This is a genomic window from Enterobacteriaceae bacterium Kacie_13, from assembly GCA_013457415.1.
In the GTDB taxonomy this organism is placed as follows: Bacteria; Pseudomonadota; Gammaproteobacteria; order Enterobacterales; family Enterobacteriaceae; genus Rahnella.
In genome coordinates this window covers 1,292,376-1,308,434 of record CP045665.1, presented here as the reverse complement: position 1 = coordinate 1,308,434, position 16,059 = coordinate 1,292,376, and the positions used below count along the sequence as shown (strand labels likewise).

Annotated in this window: 16 protein-coding genes; 6 read left to right on the top strand and 10 right to left on the bottom strand. The window is 54.7% G+C overall.

Annotation, left to right across the window (positions count from 1 at the left end):
- The first annotated feature begins 183 nt into the window (after positions 1 to 183).
- Complete coding sequence (locus GE278_05915) at positions 184 to 1,359, top strand: hypothetical protein (protein QLK60336.1); 1,176 nt, start codon at positions 184 to 186, stop codon at positions 1,357 to 1,359.
- A 79-nt stretch (positions 1,360 to 1,438) separates the two neighbouring features.
- Here the strand turns inward: GE278_05915 and nudK are convergent, their stop codons facing one another.
- Positions 1,439 to 2,044, bottom strand: a complete 606-nt coding sequence (nudK, locus tag GE278_05910; protein ID QLK60335.1) for a GDP-mannose pyrophosphatase NudK — start codon at positions 2,042 to 2,044, stop codon at positions 1,439 to 1,441.
- A 70-nt stretch (positions 2,045 to 2,114) separates the two neighbouring features.
- Complete coding sequence (locus GE278_05905; GenBank protein ID QLK60334.1) at positions 2,115 to 2,399, bottom strand: helix-turn-helix domain-containing protein; 285 nt, start codon at positions 2,397 to 2,399, stop codon at positions 2,115 to 2,117.
- Positions 2,400 to 2,702: 303 nt separating this feature from the next.
- On the opposite strand from GE278_05905, the gene acrD reads away from it, so the two are divergent.
- Positions 2,703 to 5,858, top strand: a complete 3,156-nt coding sequence (acrD, locus tag GE278_05900) for a multidrug efflux RND transporter permease AcrD (protein ID QLK60333.1) — start codon at positions 2,703 to 2,705, stop codon at positions 5,856 to 5,858.
- Positions 5,859 to 6,041: 183 nt separating this feature from the next.
- On the opposite strand, the gene ypfM is transcribed toward acrD, so the two are convergent.
- The gene (ypfM, locus tag GE278_05895) at positions 6,042 to 6,101 is read right to left on the bottom strand and encodes a protein YpfM (GenBank protein ID QLK63212.1); all 60 of its coding nucleotides are present in this window, start codon (positions 6,099 to 6,101) and stop codon (positions 6,042 to 6,044) included.
- Positions 6,102 to 6,300: 199 nt separating this feature from the next.
- On the opposite strand from ypfM, the gene GE278_05890 reads away from it, so the two are divergent.
- Genes GE278_05890 through GE278_05875 form a run of 4 tightly spaced genes read left to right on the top strand, consistent with a single transcriptional unit; the run spans position 6,301 to position 8,685 of the window.
- A complete protein-coding gene (locus GE278_05890) occupies positions 6,301 to 6,684 on the top strand; it encodes an ArsC family reductase (protein ID QLK60332.1) in 384 nt (127 codons plus the stop codon).
- 1 nt (position 6,685) lies between these two features.
- Positions 6,686 to 7,813, top strand: coding sequence for a succinyl-diaminopimelate desuccinylase (dapE, locus tag GE278_05885; GenBank protein ID QLK60331.1), 1,128 nt, complete (start codon positions 6,686 to 6,688; stop codon positions 7,811 to 7,813).
- A complete protein-coding gene (locus GE278_05880; protein QLK60330.1) occupies positions 7,810 to 8,481 on the top strand; it encodes a D-alanyl-D-alanine carboxypeptidase family protein in 672 nt (223 codons plus the stop codon). The genes dapE and GE278_05880 overlap by 4 nt, the downstream gene beginning before the upstream one ends.
- A gap of 18 nt (positions 8,482 to 8,499) precedes the next feature.
- Entirely contained in the window at positions 8,500 to 8,685 is a 186-nt protein-coding gene (locus GE278_05875) for a hypothetical protein (GenBank protein QLK60329.1), read from the top strand.
- Between the two features lie 57 nt (positions 8,686 to 8,742).
- On the opposite strand, the gene GE278_05870 is transcribed toward GE278_05875, so the two are convergent.
- From GE278_05870 to dapA, 7 genes are all read right to left on the bottom strand, one after another.
- Positions 8,743 to 9,381, bottom strand: a complete 639-nt coding sequence (locus GE278_05870; GenBank protein QLK60328.1) for an esterase — start codon at positions 9,379 to 9,381, stop codon at positions 8,743 to 8,745.
- Between the two features lie 109 nt (positions 9,382 to 9,490).
- Positions 9,491 to 11,509, bottom strand: a complete 2,019-nt coding sequence (locus tag GE278_05865) for a GNAT family N-acetyltransferase (protein QLK60327.1) — start codon at positions 11,507 to 11,509, stop codon at positions 9,491 to 9,493.
- Between the two features lies 1 nt (position 11,510).
- Entirely contained in the window at positions 11,511 to 11,963 is a 453-nt protein-coding gene (locus tag GE278_05860; protein QLK60326.1) for a DUF441 family protein, read from the bottom strand.
- A 123-nt stretch (positions 11,964 to 12,086) separates the two neighbouring features.
- Positions 12,087 to 12,962 carry a hypothetical protein gene (locus tag GE278_05855; GenBank protein ID QLK60325.1) on the bottom strand — a complete coding sequence of 292 codons (876 nt, stop codon included), beginning with the start codon at positions 12,960 to 12,962 and terminating at the stop codon, positions 12,087 to 12,089.
- 224 nt (positions 12,963 to 13,186) lie between these two features.
- Positions 13,187 to 13,900, bottom strand: coding sequence for a phosphoribosylaminoimidazolesuccinocarboxamide synthase (purC, locus tag GE278_05850; protein QLK60324.1), 714 nt, complete (start codon positions 13,898 to 13,900; stop codon positions 13,187 to 13,189).
- A gap of 56 nt (positions 13,901 to 13,956) precedes the next feature.
- Positions 13,957 to 15,036: an outer membrane protein assembly factor BamC gene (gene bamC, locus GE278_05845; GenBank protein ID QLK60323.1), complete on the bottom strand. Its 1,080-nt coding sequence runs from the start codon at positions 15,034 to 15,036 to the stop codon at positions 13,957 to 13,959.
- A 16-nt stretch (positions 15,037 to 15,052) separates the two neighbouring features.
- Positions 15,053 to 15,934 (bottom strand): 4-hydroxy-tetrahydrodipicolinate synthase, encoded by an 882-nt coding sequence (gene dapA, locus GE278_05840; protein ID QLK60322.1) that lies wholly within the window; start codon positions 15,932 to 15,934, stop codon positions 15,053 to 15,055.
- Positions 15,935 to 16,059 lie beyond the last annotated feature (125 nt).

Here is a 16,059-nt window from a genome sequence, read left to right as displayed (position 1 = left end):
ATTCGAAATTAGAAAGAGATACCTTGCCCTGTCCGTTTCGAGGCAAACAATTATTTTCACCTGTTACGAAATCACGTAATGGTGACGTAACAAAACTTTCAGTACACTGGCTTTCGCACGCCATTGCCAATAACGAAAAAATAATGGCGTAAAGGATGATGTTCATTTCTCCGGGAGATACAGATGAAGTTGTGGATTTGGTTGATAGCCCTGCTGGCACTGCCTGCGCTGGCGGAAGAGCCGCCGGTGGTCTATTCCGGCACGCTGGGTAAAACCGCTATTGTTGTCGAGCTGGATTTAAATAAACCCGATGAAGTCACGGGCCGCTACTTTTATCAAAAATACCGTCTTGACCTGCCTTTAAACGGCGCCGTGGACGGCCAGGAACTCAAACTTCAGGAAGGGCTGGATGATTTTGACGACACGCCGCGCCCTGAGCTTTCACTGACCAAAGATGAAAAAGGTGGCTGGCAAGGGAGCTGGACCAATCCGCAGGGTAAAACGCTGCCGGTAAAACTACAGCCAGCACAAATCCCCGTCCCACCGGCGGATGATACGTGGCTGACCACCCTCGCCCACACTGAACCTTATGAATTTTTACGCCTTTCCGGGCTTCAACTGACCGCCGGTAAAAGTGAAAACTTTATGGGCTATCAGTTGCAATGGTGGACTGAGCCGCAATCAAAAATCGCACTGTTTGAAATTGCCTCCGGTTATCCGGAAGCCGAACTGCACGCGATCAACCAAAAGCTGCGCGCCCGTCTGTGGCAGGAAGTCAGTGGCTGGCATGCCTGTATGCTGGGCGCCAGCCGGTTCGGCAAGGGTGAATATATGCAGACCGTGACGCCGAAATTCCTGAGCAATGACGTGGTCAGCATCAGTATTTTCACCTCCTACGACTGTGGCGGTGCGCATCCTGACTTTGGCGAAGCGCCGGTGAATATGAATGCGAAAACAGCAGAATCGCTGACGCTGGAAGATGTGGTTTGGGTAGGCGAAGGTGCGCCGTTCCATTATCTCAATGCAGAAGACGGCGTCTCAACCGGCAAAAATGATGTGGATTTTGATACATTCGCTGAGTATCGCGACAAGAAATGGGCTCCGTGGCTGGTGAAACAGCTGACCGAAGCCTATCCGCAGGAAATGAAGAAACCGACTGAGGAGAGTGATGATGATTGTGATTACTCCCAGCCGGAAATCTGGCAGTTCCCGGCTTGGTATTTCACGCCGAAGGGGCTGTATTTTGATCCGTCATTCGCCCGCGTTCAGCGTTCCTGTGAAGGTCCGGAATGGTCGGTTCTGCCATGGTCAGCCATCAAAGGTCATGCGGGTAGTACCCCGGTCGCCGCAGCGCAGTAAACATTTTATCCTCATTAAAAAATACAAAAGGCACCCGAGGGTGCCTTTGTCATTCATCACGTTGTCGTTTCGAAAGCAGTTACGACATCCAGCCCTGAATCTGCGCGTACTGCAACAGCATGATGGTTTTGCCGTCTTTGATGCGGCCATCTTTTATCATTGCCAGGGCGTCGCTGAACGGCACTTCGAGGACATCAATATCTTCGTCCTCTACCCCGCCGCCGTCGTTCTGACGCTGGGACTCATCGTACTGCGCAGCGAAGAAGTGGACGATCTCCGTAACGCTGCCCGGCGACATGTAGGCTTCAAACAGCTTATCGACTTTACCGACTGCAAAACCGGTCTCTTCGATCGCCTCTTTGCGGATGCAATCTTCTGGCGAATCGTTATCCAGCAGACCCGCGCAGGTTTCCAGCAGCATACCGGTGGCATTGCCATTGACATAGGTCGGCATACGGAACTGTTTGATCAACAGGACGGTCTTTTTGATTTTGCTGTAGAGAAGGATCGTCGCGCCGTTGCCCCGGTCATATACTTCGCGGGTTTGCGGCTGGCGTTCGCCATTGCGCTTGATCAGATCGTAGGAGAATTTACGCAGAATGTACCAGTTGTCCGACAGCAGCTCGCTTTGGACGTTTTCGATTTTGGATGACTTACCTGAAGAACTATCGTCTTGAGATGACATTCAATGCCCCCGCTCAGAAGTGGTGAGAGAAGCCCGTCATCTTAGCCGGAATATTCTCCCCACGCTATCGTCATCCTTGTGAAATCGCCTTGAGTAGTTCATCGCGGTGCCGTTCAACCCATTGTTTATCGAGCGGTCCCCAGCTCGATAGCTGATAGTACCCGTCATTGTTGCGGATCCCCTGCTGCACAAAATCGAGTTCAACGCCCATCCCCGGCAGCGCTTTCAGCACGTCTTGTAAGGTCCGGCGCGGCCAGCCGGTAATTTCCATCAGCTTCGGCACATTAGGTTTTTGTTCATTTTCTAGCCACCAGCAAAGATACAGACGGCGGGCAAACACCGAATTCAAATTCATCAAACGCACTCCGGTCGTGTTATTAGGAAAGGATCACACCAAGCGTAGAAGATTTTAAGAAACATAACCCCGTGTCCGGAGTGGGTTTTTTACATTATCTCCTTTATTTCTCCACGTTTTATGCGCGGCGAGCAGGTAAAGTGCTTGGACGTAGAACTACACTCTAACACTCGCTCCGTCCTCTTTGGACCTTACTGCCGCTGGGAACTGCTTCTCAGTGGATTTTTTTGTCAGATTACTGACGTTCTGTTTGTTTGCTGATGTTCGTCACTCCCGCCTGAGTGATAACGAGGTTCTTGACGCATGGCCAATTTTTTCATCGATCGCCCGATTTTTGCCTGGGTTTTAGCGATCATCATTTCCTTGTCCGGCGCACTGGCTATTTATTCCTTGCCCGTTGAGCAATACCCCGATCTGGCTCCCCCGAATGTGCGTATTACGGCGACGTATCCGGGTGCCTCTGCCCAGACGTTAGAAAATACCGTAACGCAGATTATCGAACAAAACATGACCGGGTTAGATAACCTGATGTACATGTCCTCGCAGAGCAGCAGCAACGGCAGATCGCAAATTACGCTGAGCTTTATTGCCGGAACGAATCCTAATGAAGCGCTGCAACAGGTGCAGAATCAGCTCCAGCAGGCACTGAAAAGGCTGCCGCAGGACGTGCAGACGCAGGGCGTGACGGTTTCTAAAACCGGTGATACGAACCTGATGACCGTGGCGTTCGTCTCCACCGACGGCAGTATGGATAAGCAGGATATCGCCGATTATGTGGCCTCGAACATTCAGGATCCGCTGAGCCGCATCGACGGCGTCGGCAGTATTACCGCTTACGGTTCGCAGTACGCCATGCGCGTCTGGCTCGATCCGAACAAGCTCAACAACTATCAGCTCACCACCAGTGACGTCGTCTCAGCCATTGAGGCGCAGAACAGTCAGGTGGCGGTCGGTCAGCTCGGCGGCGCGCCCTCGGTAGATTTTCAGGCGCTGAACGCCACCGTTAACGCCCAGTCTCAGTTGCAGACGCCGCAGCAGTTTCGCGATATTACGCTGCGGGTGAATCAGGACGGCTCTCAGGTCAAACTCGGCGATGTCTCGGTGATTGGCCTCGGGGCGGAGGATTACAGTATTCTCAGCCGTTATAACGGTCAGGCGGCCTCCGGGATGGGCGTACAGCTGGCATCCGGTGCCAACGAACTGCAAACCGACAAACTGGTGCGTGCGCGTCTGAGTGAGCTGGAGAAATATTTCCCACACGGCCTGGAAACCCGCATTGCCTACGAAACCACTCCGTTCGTTAAAGCAGCGATCACCGACGTGGTGAAAACGCTGTTTGAAGCAATTGTGCTGGTGTTTCTGGTGATGTATCTGTTCCTGCAAAACTTCCGCGCCACGCTGATCCCCACCATCGCCGTGCCGGTCGTGCTGCTCGGTACCTTCGTCGTTTTGCATCAGTTCGGCTATACCATTAACACGTTGACCATGTTCGCTATGGTGCTCGCCATCGGGTTACTGGTCGATGACGCCATCGTGGTGGTGGAGAACGTCGAGCGTGTGATGAGTGAGGAAGGGCTAAGCCCCCGGGAAGCCACGCGCAAATCGATGGGACAGATTCAAAGTGCGCTGGTCGGTATCACCATGGTGCTTTCGGCGGTGTTTATCCCGATGGCCTTCTTCGGCGGCACCACCGGGGCGATTTACCGCCAGTTCTCCATTACTATCGTGGCGGCGATGGTATTGTCCGTCTTTGTCGCGCTGACACTAACACCGGCGTTGTGCTCCACCATTCTCAAGCCAATTGCCAAAGGCCATCATCACGGTAAAACCGGCTTCTTTGGCTGGTTCAACCGCATGTTCGATAAGAATGCCCGACGTTATGAAAACGGCGTCGGCAGCATTCTCAAACACAGCGTGCGCTACATGTTGGCGTATCTGCTGATCGTCGTGCTTCTGGCGATCCTGTTTATCAGGCTGCCAACGTCCTTCCTGCCGCAGGAAGATCAAGGAGTGCTGACCGTTCAGGTTCAGCTGCCGCCGGGCTCCACGTTGCAGCAGACACAAAAAGTGGTCGAGAAAATCGAGCACTACTTCCTCACGGACGAGAAGAAAGATGTGGTCTCCGTGTTCTCCACCCTGGGCGCAGGCCCCGGCGGGAACGGACAAAATGTGGCACGACTCTTTGTCAGCCTGACAGACTGGGACTCCCGTACTTCCGGTCAGAACTCAGTTTTCGATATCATTAACCGGGCCACCAACGAATTTAAACACATCAAGGAAGCGCGGGTTATCGCCAGCGGGCCGCCAGCGATTAATGGGCTGGGCACGTCAGCCGGTTTCGATATGGAATTGCAGGATCACGCCGGTAATGGCCACGATGCCCTGATGGCTGCGCGTGACCAGTTGCTGGAGATGACAGCGAAAAACAGCAATCTAAGCCGTGTGCGTCACAACGGTCTGGATGACAGCCCTCAGTTGCAGATCGACATCGATCAGGCGAAAGCGCAGGCGCTCGGCGTATCGATAGCGAACATCAACAGCACGCTGAGTACGGCGTGGGGGTCAACTTATGTGAATGACTTCGTGGATCGAGGCCGTGTGAAAAAGGTGTATGTGCAAGCCGAAGCGCCGTTCCGCATGATGCCGGACGACGTCAACAAATGGTACGTGCGAAACACCAGCGGTACGATGGTACCTTTCTCGGCGTTCGCCTCTTCCCACTGGCAGACCGGTTCACCGCGTCTTGAGCGTTATAACGGCTATTCGGCACTGGAGATCGTCGGTGAAGCCGCGACCGGAGTCAGCAGCGGCACTGCAATGGACGAAATGGAAAAACTGGTCGCCAAACTGCCTGCCGGATTTGGTCTCGAATGGACAGGGCTTTCCTATCAGGAACGGTTGTCAGGCGCGCAGGCGCCGGCGCTGTACGCGATTTCGCTGCTGGTGGTCTTCCTGTGTCTGGCGGCACTGTATGAAAGCTGGTCGATTCCGTTCTCGGTCATGCTGGTCGTACCGTTAGGCGTGATCGGCGCGGTGATCGCCACCTGGTTGCGCGGGCTGGAAAACGACGTTTACTTCCAGGTGGGAATGTTGACCATTATCGGGCTGTCGGCGAAAAATGCCATTCTGATTGTCGAGTTCGCCAACGATCTCAACGCCAAAGGCAAGGCGCTGATGGAGGCCACGCTGGAAGCCTCAAGAATGCGCCTGCGCCCTATTCTGATGACCTCACTGGCGTTTATCTTCGGCGTATTGCCAATGGCAACCAGCAGCGGCGCAGGTTCCGCCAGCCAGCATGCGGTGGGGACCGGTGTTATCGGCGGGATGATCTCCGCGACGGTATTGGCTATCTTCTTCGTACCGCTGTTCTTCGTGCTGGTGCGCCGCCGTTTTCCGGGGAAATCCGGTGAACCGGTGATTGCCAATATTGTTGAAATAGCGCCAGACGACGTGAAATAACCGCGTAAAAAGCCCACAAAAAAGGCGTTAATGTGAATTAACGCCTTTTTTATTACTGATTTACTGGTGTAAGAATCGTCGCTAAATCGGACGTAATGGTCTTCCTGAACAAACGTTTTTATTATGACGGGCTGACACTGCGAATAAATCTTTCTTGCTTTACAGGCCTGAGTTTTACAGCAATTACGCGTTCAACATACGGTCGATAAAGTCTTTCCAGTTACCTAATTCTTGCTCTAACATTTGACTCCCCTTTATTGGACGCGGGGATTATACGACTGTTTTTTGTACAAACCAAAGATCTCTTACGATTCTTTAATCACGATCACAATCCCGCCCCGTCTGGATCCTGCCCGCGTTTTGCCTCATTATGTGCCCTATCCTCGCACCGGCATTTTATGCTGGTGAAAAGTTCATAATTACTGACAGGTTACGTTTTTCTATGGCAACGACTTCAGCTTCAGCCGCATTTATTCTCTATGGCATCAAAAATTGCGATACCGTCAAAAAAGCCCGTCGCTGGCTGGAAGAAAACGCGGTCAGTTATCAGTTTCATGATTATCGCGTTGAGGGGCTGGACGACGCGCTGTTGCAGAAACTGATCGATAAACAAGGCTGGGAAGCGATGCTGAACACCCGTGGCACCACCTGGCGCAAACTCGATGACGCCGTCCGCTCGGCCAGCGATAACGAAGCCAGCGCCAAAGCGGTAATGCTCGAACATCCGGCAGTGATCAAACGCCCGTTTTTACTGGCTCCCGATGGCCAGTCTCTGCTGGGATTCAAACCAGAGAGCTATCAGCAATTCCTCGCGGAGGTGAAATAACATGAGCTGCCCCGTTGTCGATCTCGCCCAACAGTTAATTCGTCGCCCTTCCCTCAGCCCGGAGGATGCTGGCTGTCAGGACATCATGATTGCCCGCCTGCGCGCTGTAGGTTTTCACATCGAAACCATGAATTTTGGCGATACCCTGAATTTCTGGGCCACGCGCGGTGAAGGTAAAACGCTGGCGTTTGCCGGCCACACAGACGTTGTGCCAACCGGTGATCACAAGCTTTGGGTCACCGGTCCGTTTGAACCGACACTGCGCGACGGCATGCTTTACGGCCGTGGCGCGGCGGACATGAAAGGCTCGCTGGCGGCGATGGTCGTCGCCGCCGAACGTTTCGTGGCTGCCAATCCCCATCACAAAGGCCGTCTGGCGTTTCTGATCACTTCCGATGAAGAGGCCAGCGCGGTCAATGGCACGGTAAAAGTGGTCAATGCGCTGATGGAACGCAACGAGCGTCTGGATTATTGCCTGGTCGGCGAACCTTCCAGCACCTCGCGCGTCGGCGACATTGTGAAGAATGGCCGTCGCGGCTCCATGACCGCTAACCTGCATGTCCACGGCGTTCAGGGACATGTCGCGTATCCGCATCTGGCTGACAATCCGGTTCATCGCGCCATGCCTGCGCTGAACGAGCTGGTGGCTACCGTCTGGGATAACGGCAATGAGTTCTTCCCGCCGACCAGCATGCAAATCGCCAATATCAACGCCGGAACCGGCAGCAATAACGTCATTCCCGGCGAACTGTATGTACAGTTTAACTTCCGATTCAGCACCGAACTGACCGATGACATTATTAAACAGCGCGTGGCAGAGCTACTCGATCGCCACAATCTGCAATACACGCTGAACTGGGTGGTCTCCGGTCAGCCATTCCTGACCTCACGCGGCGAACTGGTAGATGCGGTGGTCAACGCCGTTCGCCATTACAGTGAAATCACGCCAGATCTGCAAACCACCGGCGGCACCTCAGACGGACGCTTCATCGCGCTGATGGGCGCACAAGTGGTCGAACTGGGGCCGGTTAACGCCACTATCCACAAGATCAACGAATGCGTACACGCCGCCGATCTGCAAGTCCTGAGCCGCATGTATCAGCGCATCATGGAGCAGTTAGTCGCATGATCACCAATGAGATGCTGACCGGGCGCTCAGCCGCGCATCTGGTCACATTGGGCGACGGGCCGCACCGTCTGCAAAAACAGGCCGCCGACGCGTTCGCCAGGATGCAGCAGGCCGCGCAGGAAGCTGGTTTTGATTTGCAGCCTGCCAGTACTTTTCGCGATTTTGAGCGCCAGCAGGCTATCTGGAATGGCAAATTTCGCGGCGAGCGACCAGTATTAGATAAAGACAGTCAGCCGGTGGATATCAGCGGATGTTCTGACGCCGAACGCTGCGGGCTAATCCTGCGCTGGTCGGCACTTCCGGGCGCCAGCCGTCACCACTGGGGGAGCGATCTGGATGTGTATGATCCACACCTGCTGCCCGCAGGCCAGTCGTTACAGCTGGAGCCGTGGGAGTATGAACTAGGCGGATATTTTTATCCGCTGAACAAATGGATGTCAGACCATATGGCGGAGTTTGGTTTTTACCGCCCGTATGATAAAGACCGTGGCGGAGTTGCCATTGAACCCTGGCACCTGAGTTATCGCCCGCTGGCCGTATTGTGCGCTGCGCAACTGACGCCGGACGTGCTCATCAGCGCATGGCAGGGGCAAGATTTAGCGGGATCCGACTGGATAATCAGCGAGATCGCGACTATCTTCCCAAGATTCATCGCCCTACCTACATAACAATTTAAGGAGCACGCCATGGAGTGGATTAAAGATTACTGGTGGATCATTCTGATCATTCTGTTCGGGATGTTAATCAGCGGCATTAAAGAACTGCGACGCGTTGATGTCAAAAAGTACCTCAACGACAAACCTGAAATCCCGCCGCATCGCGATAACAATGCCGAGTGGGATAAAGACGATGACTGGCCGAAGAAGAAGTAAGGCCGGTAAAAACGAAGGCAGCCAGGATGGCTGCCTTTTTTTATGGCAATGACCAGATTACTGCGGCTGATCGTTTTGCAAATGCGAGATAGCGGTATTGATCATCTGCGAGTCCAGCCCGTGCGCCATGCCCGCCTGAATGTTCAGGGTGCACACGTTGCCTAAGGATTTCAGGCGCTCTGCGGCACTTTTCGACTGAAACGGATTGATTACCGGATCCTGCTCACCGTGAATAAAATGCACCACGGTGCCTGCGGCAATCGGTTTTTCCGGCAGATTGGCGAAACGGCCACTGAACGCGACGATACGCGACGCCAGATGCTCTTCTACTTTGGTGGATTCCAGCGCCATGATAGTACCCTGCGAGAAACCAACCAGCGTGGTGTGTTCCGGCGTTACGCCGGTTTTCTGCTGCCAGTCACGGACAATCTGAATAAACAACGGCATCGCGTCATCAATGCGCGGCTGACGGTTTTTCTCGGTCACGCCCTGCACGGAGAACCACTGGAAGCCGCGGCCAAAATCACAAATATCCGGGCTGCCGACGCTTACCACCTGCGCCTGCGGAAAGGACACGGCGAAAAACTTGCCGATTTCGCCCATGGAAATCGGGTTATCGCCCACGCCGTGAAATAGTAGAATCAGCTGGTTAGCGCGCTCTTCCGGTTGCTGGACGATAATCTGTTCTGAGCTCATGGGTCTCTCCCGTTTTTAGGTTAATGCCGCCACTATACGCCGCCAGCCGGACAGTGAAATCGGGTTTTATTGAACGAGTCTTTCCATTTTTTGCAATGACTGCACATCGTTAAATTCTTTGCCGCCAGCGTTCGCAGACCGCTGAGTCCAGCGCCACCAGCGCCTGCTGCGTTTCCTGTCGCCAGCGCTGAACCAGCGCTTTTCGCCCCGACAGCCCCGCCGTCTGCACCACTTCCGCCACATTTTTCCCTTGTTGCAGATGCGCCCGCAGCGCCGGAAGGGGCAACTGACTCATAAGCAGCAAGCGGTTGAGCGCGGGCAGGCTGCTTTCCAGCGGCCGGTGCGCGAAGGCGAATCCGGCCAGTTCGCGCCAGTCGGCCTCATTGAGTGCTGTCTCTGCGCCAAGTGGAAGCGGTAAAGTAATTTCCATCAGCGGTGCCAGCCAGCGCCAGTCGCGATGAAGTTGCTGCTCAGCCGTCTGCGCCAGATCCCGCCCCGTCAGACTCACCGGTAAAATCGCCATCACGGCATAACATCCGCTGCTGGCTTCTTTCTGCGTGCTGATGCGTGCAAGGTGGAATCCGGCCTGCTGCCACAGGGCAGCCAGCTCACCGGTATACCCAAAACTCACTGACAGGAAATCTAACCCCTGTTTGCGTGCGCGCTGCTTTTGTTCCGTCAGCAACGTGCGGGCAATGCCCTGACGCCGGAATGCCGGATGCACCGCTATGCGGCTGATGCGTCGCGAACGCAATACCGCCGCCTGCTCCAGTCCGGCATGGGCAGCAAGTGACTGCGCCACCAGATTTCCGCGCGGGCGTCGTCTTCCCGCCCAGACGTCGTGTGCCAGTTCCGGGCTCAGCCCGCCCTCATCCACCAGCCACAGCGCGCCGGTCAGAATATCGCCCTGTCGGGCGGCGCTGAAAGTCATGCCCGGCGCATCCAGCAAACGGCGTAAATCCAGCGGCGACGTGCGGTAGTGCGCGCTGGTCAGCAGGCCGTAGAAATCCTGTAACAGCGCAGGATGCCGCAGCCAGTCGTCGGCATCGGGGGTAAATATGTCCGAACGTCCACCCACGTTTTTAACGTCCGTCAGGGGCTCGCCGAAAAGTAATGCTTCCCCGATCAGCGGCTCGAGCAGATCCTGTTCTGACCAGCGGATCGGCGCGGTCAGCCTTAGATCGTGCCAGTGCGGCAGCGAGGCGCAAAACTTCAGCAGGAATCCGCGTCCGGTGCCTTCGTAACCCTGCACCGTGGTGGTGAGCAACACACGCGGGAAAGCCGTCACCAGCTCCGCCAGCATCGGCGCAGGAATAGCAGCGGCTTCATCGATAATCAGCCAGTCCGCCCCCTCCACCGCTGCTTCACGGCACCGCGCCAGCAGGGCATCGGGCGCGATAAAATAGGTGCTTTCGGGCGCGAGTTCGAGGATCTGACCTGCCGGGCGCTTACCCGGCGCAGTCACCCAACAGCTGCCCGGCCACTGCGCGGCCAGCATTCCCGCCAGCCGCGACTTACCACGACCGCGCGGCGCAGTCAGCACCCACACACCGGATTTGGCCCGCATCAGCCGCTGTAAAATCTTTTGCTGCTCGGGCGTCGGTTGCCCCTCGGGTGGCAGCCAGTCAGGTGCAGGCGGTAAAGGAGAAAGTAAAAAAGGTTGATGTTGCCTGCACAGTGCGACATGCGGCGTGCTTTCCAGTAATGCCTGAAAACGGCGGATAAAACGCGGCGTGGGGATCGCCTGTGGTTGTTCGCTCCAGCGCAGGCTGTCGGCATCAGGTAACTGTGACCAGCGGCACCAGTCCGGTACCAGCAAAACCAGCCAGCTCCCGGCTTTTAGCGTACCCGAAAACGCTGCCAGCGCGTCCACGTTCAGCCCGTTGCGGGCATCAAAAATGCCGTGAAAAATATCCTGACCGAGCAGCGAATGCGCCGCAGACGGTGAGCAGGCGTTCACTCCCACAGGCGGTGAATCACTGATCCACAGCCAGTCTCCGGCGCCGTTTACCGAAAAATCGAGTGCCTGCGCTACACACCAGTCCGCTTCACCGCTGAATACCAACACGCACCGCACGCCCCGGCGCAGCATCTGTAGTTGTAACGATGTGGCCGATACCGCAGGCATCTCAGGTTTTCCCGACCAGCATGGAGAGCAACCCGGCGGCGATAAGCGGCCCGACCGGCACACCTTTAAACAGCGCCACGCCGAGCACCGTACCCACCAGCAAACCGGCAACAAGGTGCGGCTGAGTGCCCATCAGCGTCAGTCCGCGTCCGCCGAGCCACGACACCAGCACGCCAACCAAAATGGCGGCGATGGATTTCCAGTGGAAGAACGAATGCACGACGGTACTGGCACTTATTTTTCCGCTGGCGATCGGCGCCATCACCCCGATGGTGAGAATAATAATGCCGATAGTCAGACCGTATTTTTCAATCCACGGGAAGAAGGTATTCAGCGGCGTGATGCGCACCGTCAGCAGGAAGAACATCGCGATAGTCACCGCGCTGTTGTGGCTGATAATGCCCAGCCCGGCGAATACCAGTAAGATCAAAAGCGTTGGATCGAGAAAAGCCATAGCGTTCCCTGCGTTTTCTGTCAGAAAGGCAGAAAGGCTCCGGAGAGCCTTTCTGAATCGGTCTTTGATTATTGAACAGTTTTTGCGGGCAGACCAGAACTGAATGGCCATGATGCCGCGAAATCAGCGGTTGGCGAAGGTGTTGCACTGATCCGGATTACCGGTATCGAAACCGCGTTTGAACCAGTCATAGCGCTGCTGTGACGTGCCGTGGGTAAAGCTGTCCGGCACTACGCGTCCCTGACTTTGCTGTTGCAGACGATCATCGCCGATCGCCTGTGCAGCATTCAGCGCTTCTTTCAGATCGCCTTCTTCCAGTACGTTCTGCTCCTGCATCGAATGGCCCCAGACACCGGCGTAGCAGTCGGCCTGTAATTCCATTTTCACCGACAGCTGATTCACCACCGCCTGCGAGGCGCCCTGCTGCATCTGACGCACTTTGCGCTCAGTGCCCAGTAAACTCTGTACGTGGTGTCCAACTTCGTGGGCGACAACATAACCCTGTGCGAAATCACCGCCTGCGCCCAGTTTGTCCTTCAGTTCCTGATAGAAAGAGAGATCGATGTACACCGTGCTGTCCGCCGGGCAGTAGAACGGCCCCATGACCGACTGACCGGTGCCGCATCCGGTGCGGGTCGCGCCACGGTACATCACCAGTTTCGGCTCGCGATACGTCATCCCCTGCTTCTGGAAAATGTCTTTCCACGTATCTTCCGTCGAGGCGAGGATCACCGACGTGAATTTCGCCTGCTCGTCATCTTTCGGGCTGATGGATTGGGACTGCGTCTGATGTTGCGCATTGCCGGACTGTCCTCCATCAATCAGCGGAGAAAGGTCGATGCCATAATACCCGGCGACCAGCACCACAATGATAATCACGATGCCGCTTTTGCCGCGCAGAGGGATGCGCATACCGCCGCCACCCAGACCGCCGCCGCTGGATCCCTGTCCGCGTCTGTCTTCTACATTGTCGCTTTCGCGACGCCCTTGCCAACGCATACTCCACCTCCAGACTGTTTTTATAAAGACTAGCCAGCGCACGCGGTTAATACCATCCGCGCAAGGACGTAATTTTAGGTCAGAAGGAATTAAATGAAATAAAACAGGGCGAAAAAGAGGAAATTAAATGCGGGATAGAAAATTGGGTGGCGAAATAGCCACCCGTTATAGCCCATGCCCGCGACGGAAACGATTGCGCATCCGGGCTAAAAACTAAGCGTTGCTTAGTCCAGTTTCACACCGATGCGGTGAGCGACTTCTTCGTAAGCTTCGATCAGGCCACCCAGACTCTGGCGGTAACGATCTTTATCCATCTTGTTCAGCGTCTCTTTGTCCCACAGGCGGCTGCCGTCTGGTGAGAATTCATCACCCAGCACCACTTCACCGTTGAACAGACCGAACTCGAGTTTGAAATCGACCAGAATCAGACCAGCATCGTCAAACAGCCTGGTCAGCACGTCGTTGGCTTTGTAGCTTAGCTCTTTCATACGCGCCAGATGCTCTTCGTTCACCCAACCGAAGGTTTTGCAGTAAGACTCGTTGATCATCGGATCGTGCATCGCATCGTTTTTCAGGAACAGATCGAACAACGGCGGATTCAGAACCAGACCTTCTTCAATGCCCAGACGTTTCACCAGCGATCCTGCAGCACGGTTACGGATCACGCATTCAACCGGGACCATATCCAGTTTTTTCACCAGCACTTCGTTATCAGACAGCAGGCGTTCCATTTGGGTAGGAATCCCGGCTTCTTCCAGCTTAGCCATGATGAAATGGTTAAATTTGTTGTTAACCATACCTTTACGGTCGAACTGCTCAATACGCTGACCATCCAGTGCTGACGTATCGTTACGGAATTCCAGCACCAGCAGGTCCGGGTTTTCAGTGGTATAGACGGTTTTCGCCTTGCCGCGATACAACTCAGCTAACTTTTGCATCTTTACTTACTCCAGTGGAAAAAACAGATGTAAAAAGGGGCCGGAGCCCCTTGGTATTATTTTGCACTGCTCTGGCTAAATGCGGCCTGCATGACCGCCACCATCGCGTCGTTCTGCGACTGGCTGAGAGCATGTCCTTTAGGATCAAGGAACTGCAAGCTACTACGGTTGTCGAGGTCACCAACCTGAAGTTTGTAGTCACCGGAAGAGAGGCCCGGATCTTTCGCACCCAGTGTCTGCCACGCATCGTCATTCAACGGTTTGTAGGTGACGGACAATGTACCCTGCGGACGGCTGCTGTCGGTCACTTTCATGCCCGCTTTCGCCAGTGCATTCGGTAGGCGATCCCACACTACGCCGTAGGAGGTACGTACAATCAGCACCGGTAAACCGGTATCATCAGCGCCGCTCTGCACGTCGATTTCACCGACGCGACGATTGTCGAGACGGGCTTGTGTATCCTGCTGCACTTTATCCAGACTGGCGGTGATGGAGTTCATCATCTGGCTGTTATACCGCTGGATTTCAGCTGAGGCGGTGACGGCTTTATCCTGCTGTTTCAGCTCAAGCGTTTTCACGGTCAGCGCTAACTGGTAGCTCTGCTGTTTCACGCTGATCTGGTAACGGCCCTGATACTGGAAGTCTTCATCTGCACGATTCCAGTCGACAAAATCAGTGGTCAGCGTCTGGTTAGCGTCATCGCGGTTTGCAATTTTGTAATTATTTTGTTGAACGGCTTTCACCACGCTGTTCCACAAATCGCGGTTTTGCGCGGTGTTTTCCAGCAATACAGTACTGCTGTCACCGGCGAACTGCGTTTGTGAACCGTTCAGCAAGGCCAGAGGCTGCATTGGTGGACGGATATCGAGCTGTTTGCCGACCGCACCTTGCATTGCGCCCTGACGGATTTCGTAAGTGCCATTCTGCACTGGCAGAATCATGCCCGCCGGTGCTTTGAGCTCACTGAGCGCGGGCGCATCGAGGTAGGATTCATCACCGCTGACCTGACGCTTGTAACGCTGGTCTGTGGAACAGGCCGCCAGCAGCATAATCAGGGAAACCCCGACCACTTTCGCTACGGCTGTTTTCTGCAAACGGGTCATCTGGAAACTATTCTTGTCAAATAAAGAGGCCATCAAATCTTCCTAAGAGTTACAGCAAACCGGCGCTTTTTAATGCTTGTTCCACGACCGGACGGGCAGCATCTGTTAACGGCGTCATAGGCAGACGCAGAGTATCGGTTGCCATCAACCCCAGTGCCTTACAGGCCCATTTCACCGGGATTGGGTTTGCTTCTACGAACAAATGCTGATGCAACGGCATCAGGCGCTGATTCAGGCGACGCGCTTGGGCAAAGTTGCCCCTTGCCGCCAGTTCACAAAGTTGGGCCATTTCACGGGCAGCCACGTTGGCTGTGACGGAAATGACGCCTTTGCCACCAAGTTGCATAAAGTCCAGACCGCTGGCGTCATCGCCGCTCAACAGAATGAAATCTTCATCATCAACCAGCACTTGGATCTGACTAACACGACTTAAGTTCCCTGTTGCTTCTTTAACAGCAACAATATTCTTTAATTTTGCTAAACGCGCGATGGTTGGCGGCAACATATCGCAGCCGGTACGTGAAGGCACGTTGTAGAGAATTTGCGGCAGCGAGGTGTTTTCAGCGATGGCTTTGAAGTGCTGATACAGGCCTTCCTGCGTAGGACGGTTATAATAAGGTGTGACTGTCAGACAGCCCACAACACCACTCTTTTCAAAACGTTGCGTCAGAGAAATCGCTTCGGCGGTGGCATTGGCACCAGTGCCTGCGATAATAGGGATGCGCCCATCGGCCAGTTCCAGCGTTTGCATGACCACGTCACCGTGTTCGTCATGGCTAAGCGTAGCCGACTCGCCTGTCGTGCCAACGGAAACGATCGCCGCAGTACCACTGGACACATGATAATCAATCAGTTTTTTCAGACTCGCGCGATCGACAGCACCTTTGGTGTCCATCGGCGTAACCAGTGCAACAATACTTCCCGTAAACATTGACCTTCCCCTCCACAAACAGGTCACTCATGGTACTTTTGACACCACTGCAAAAGCAAGCAATCAACGTGTTGTAAGCGCTTGTCCGACGGTTTTTTTTATGTTTACCTTGGGAATACTCCCAA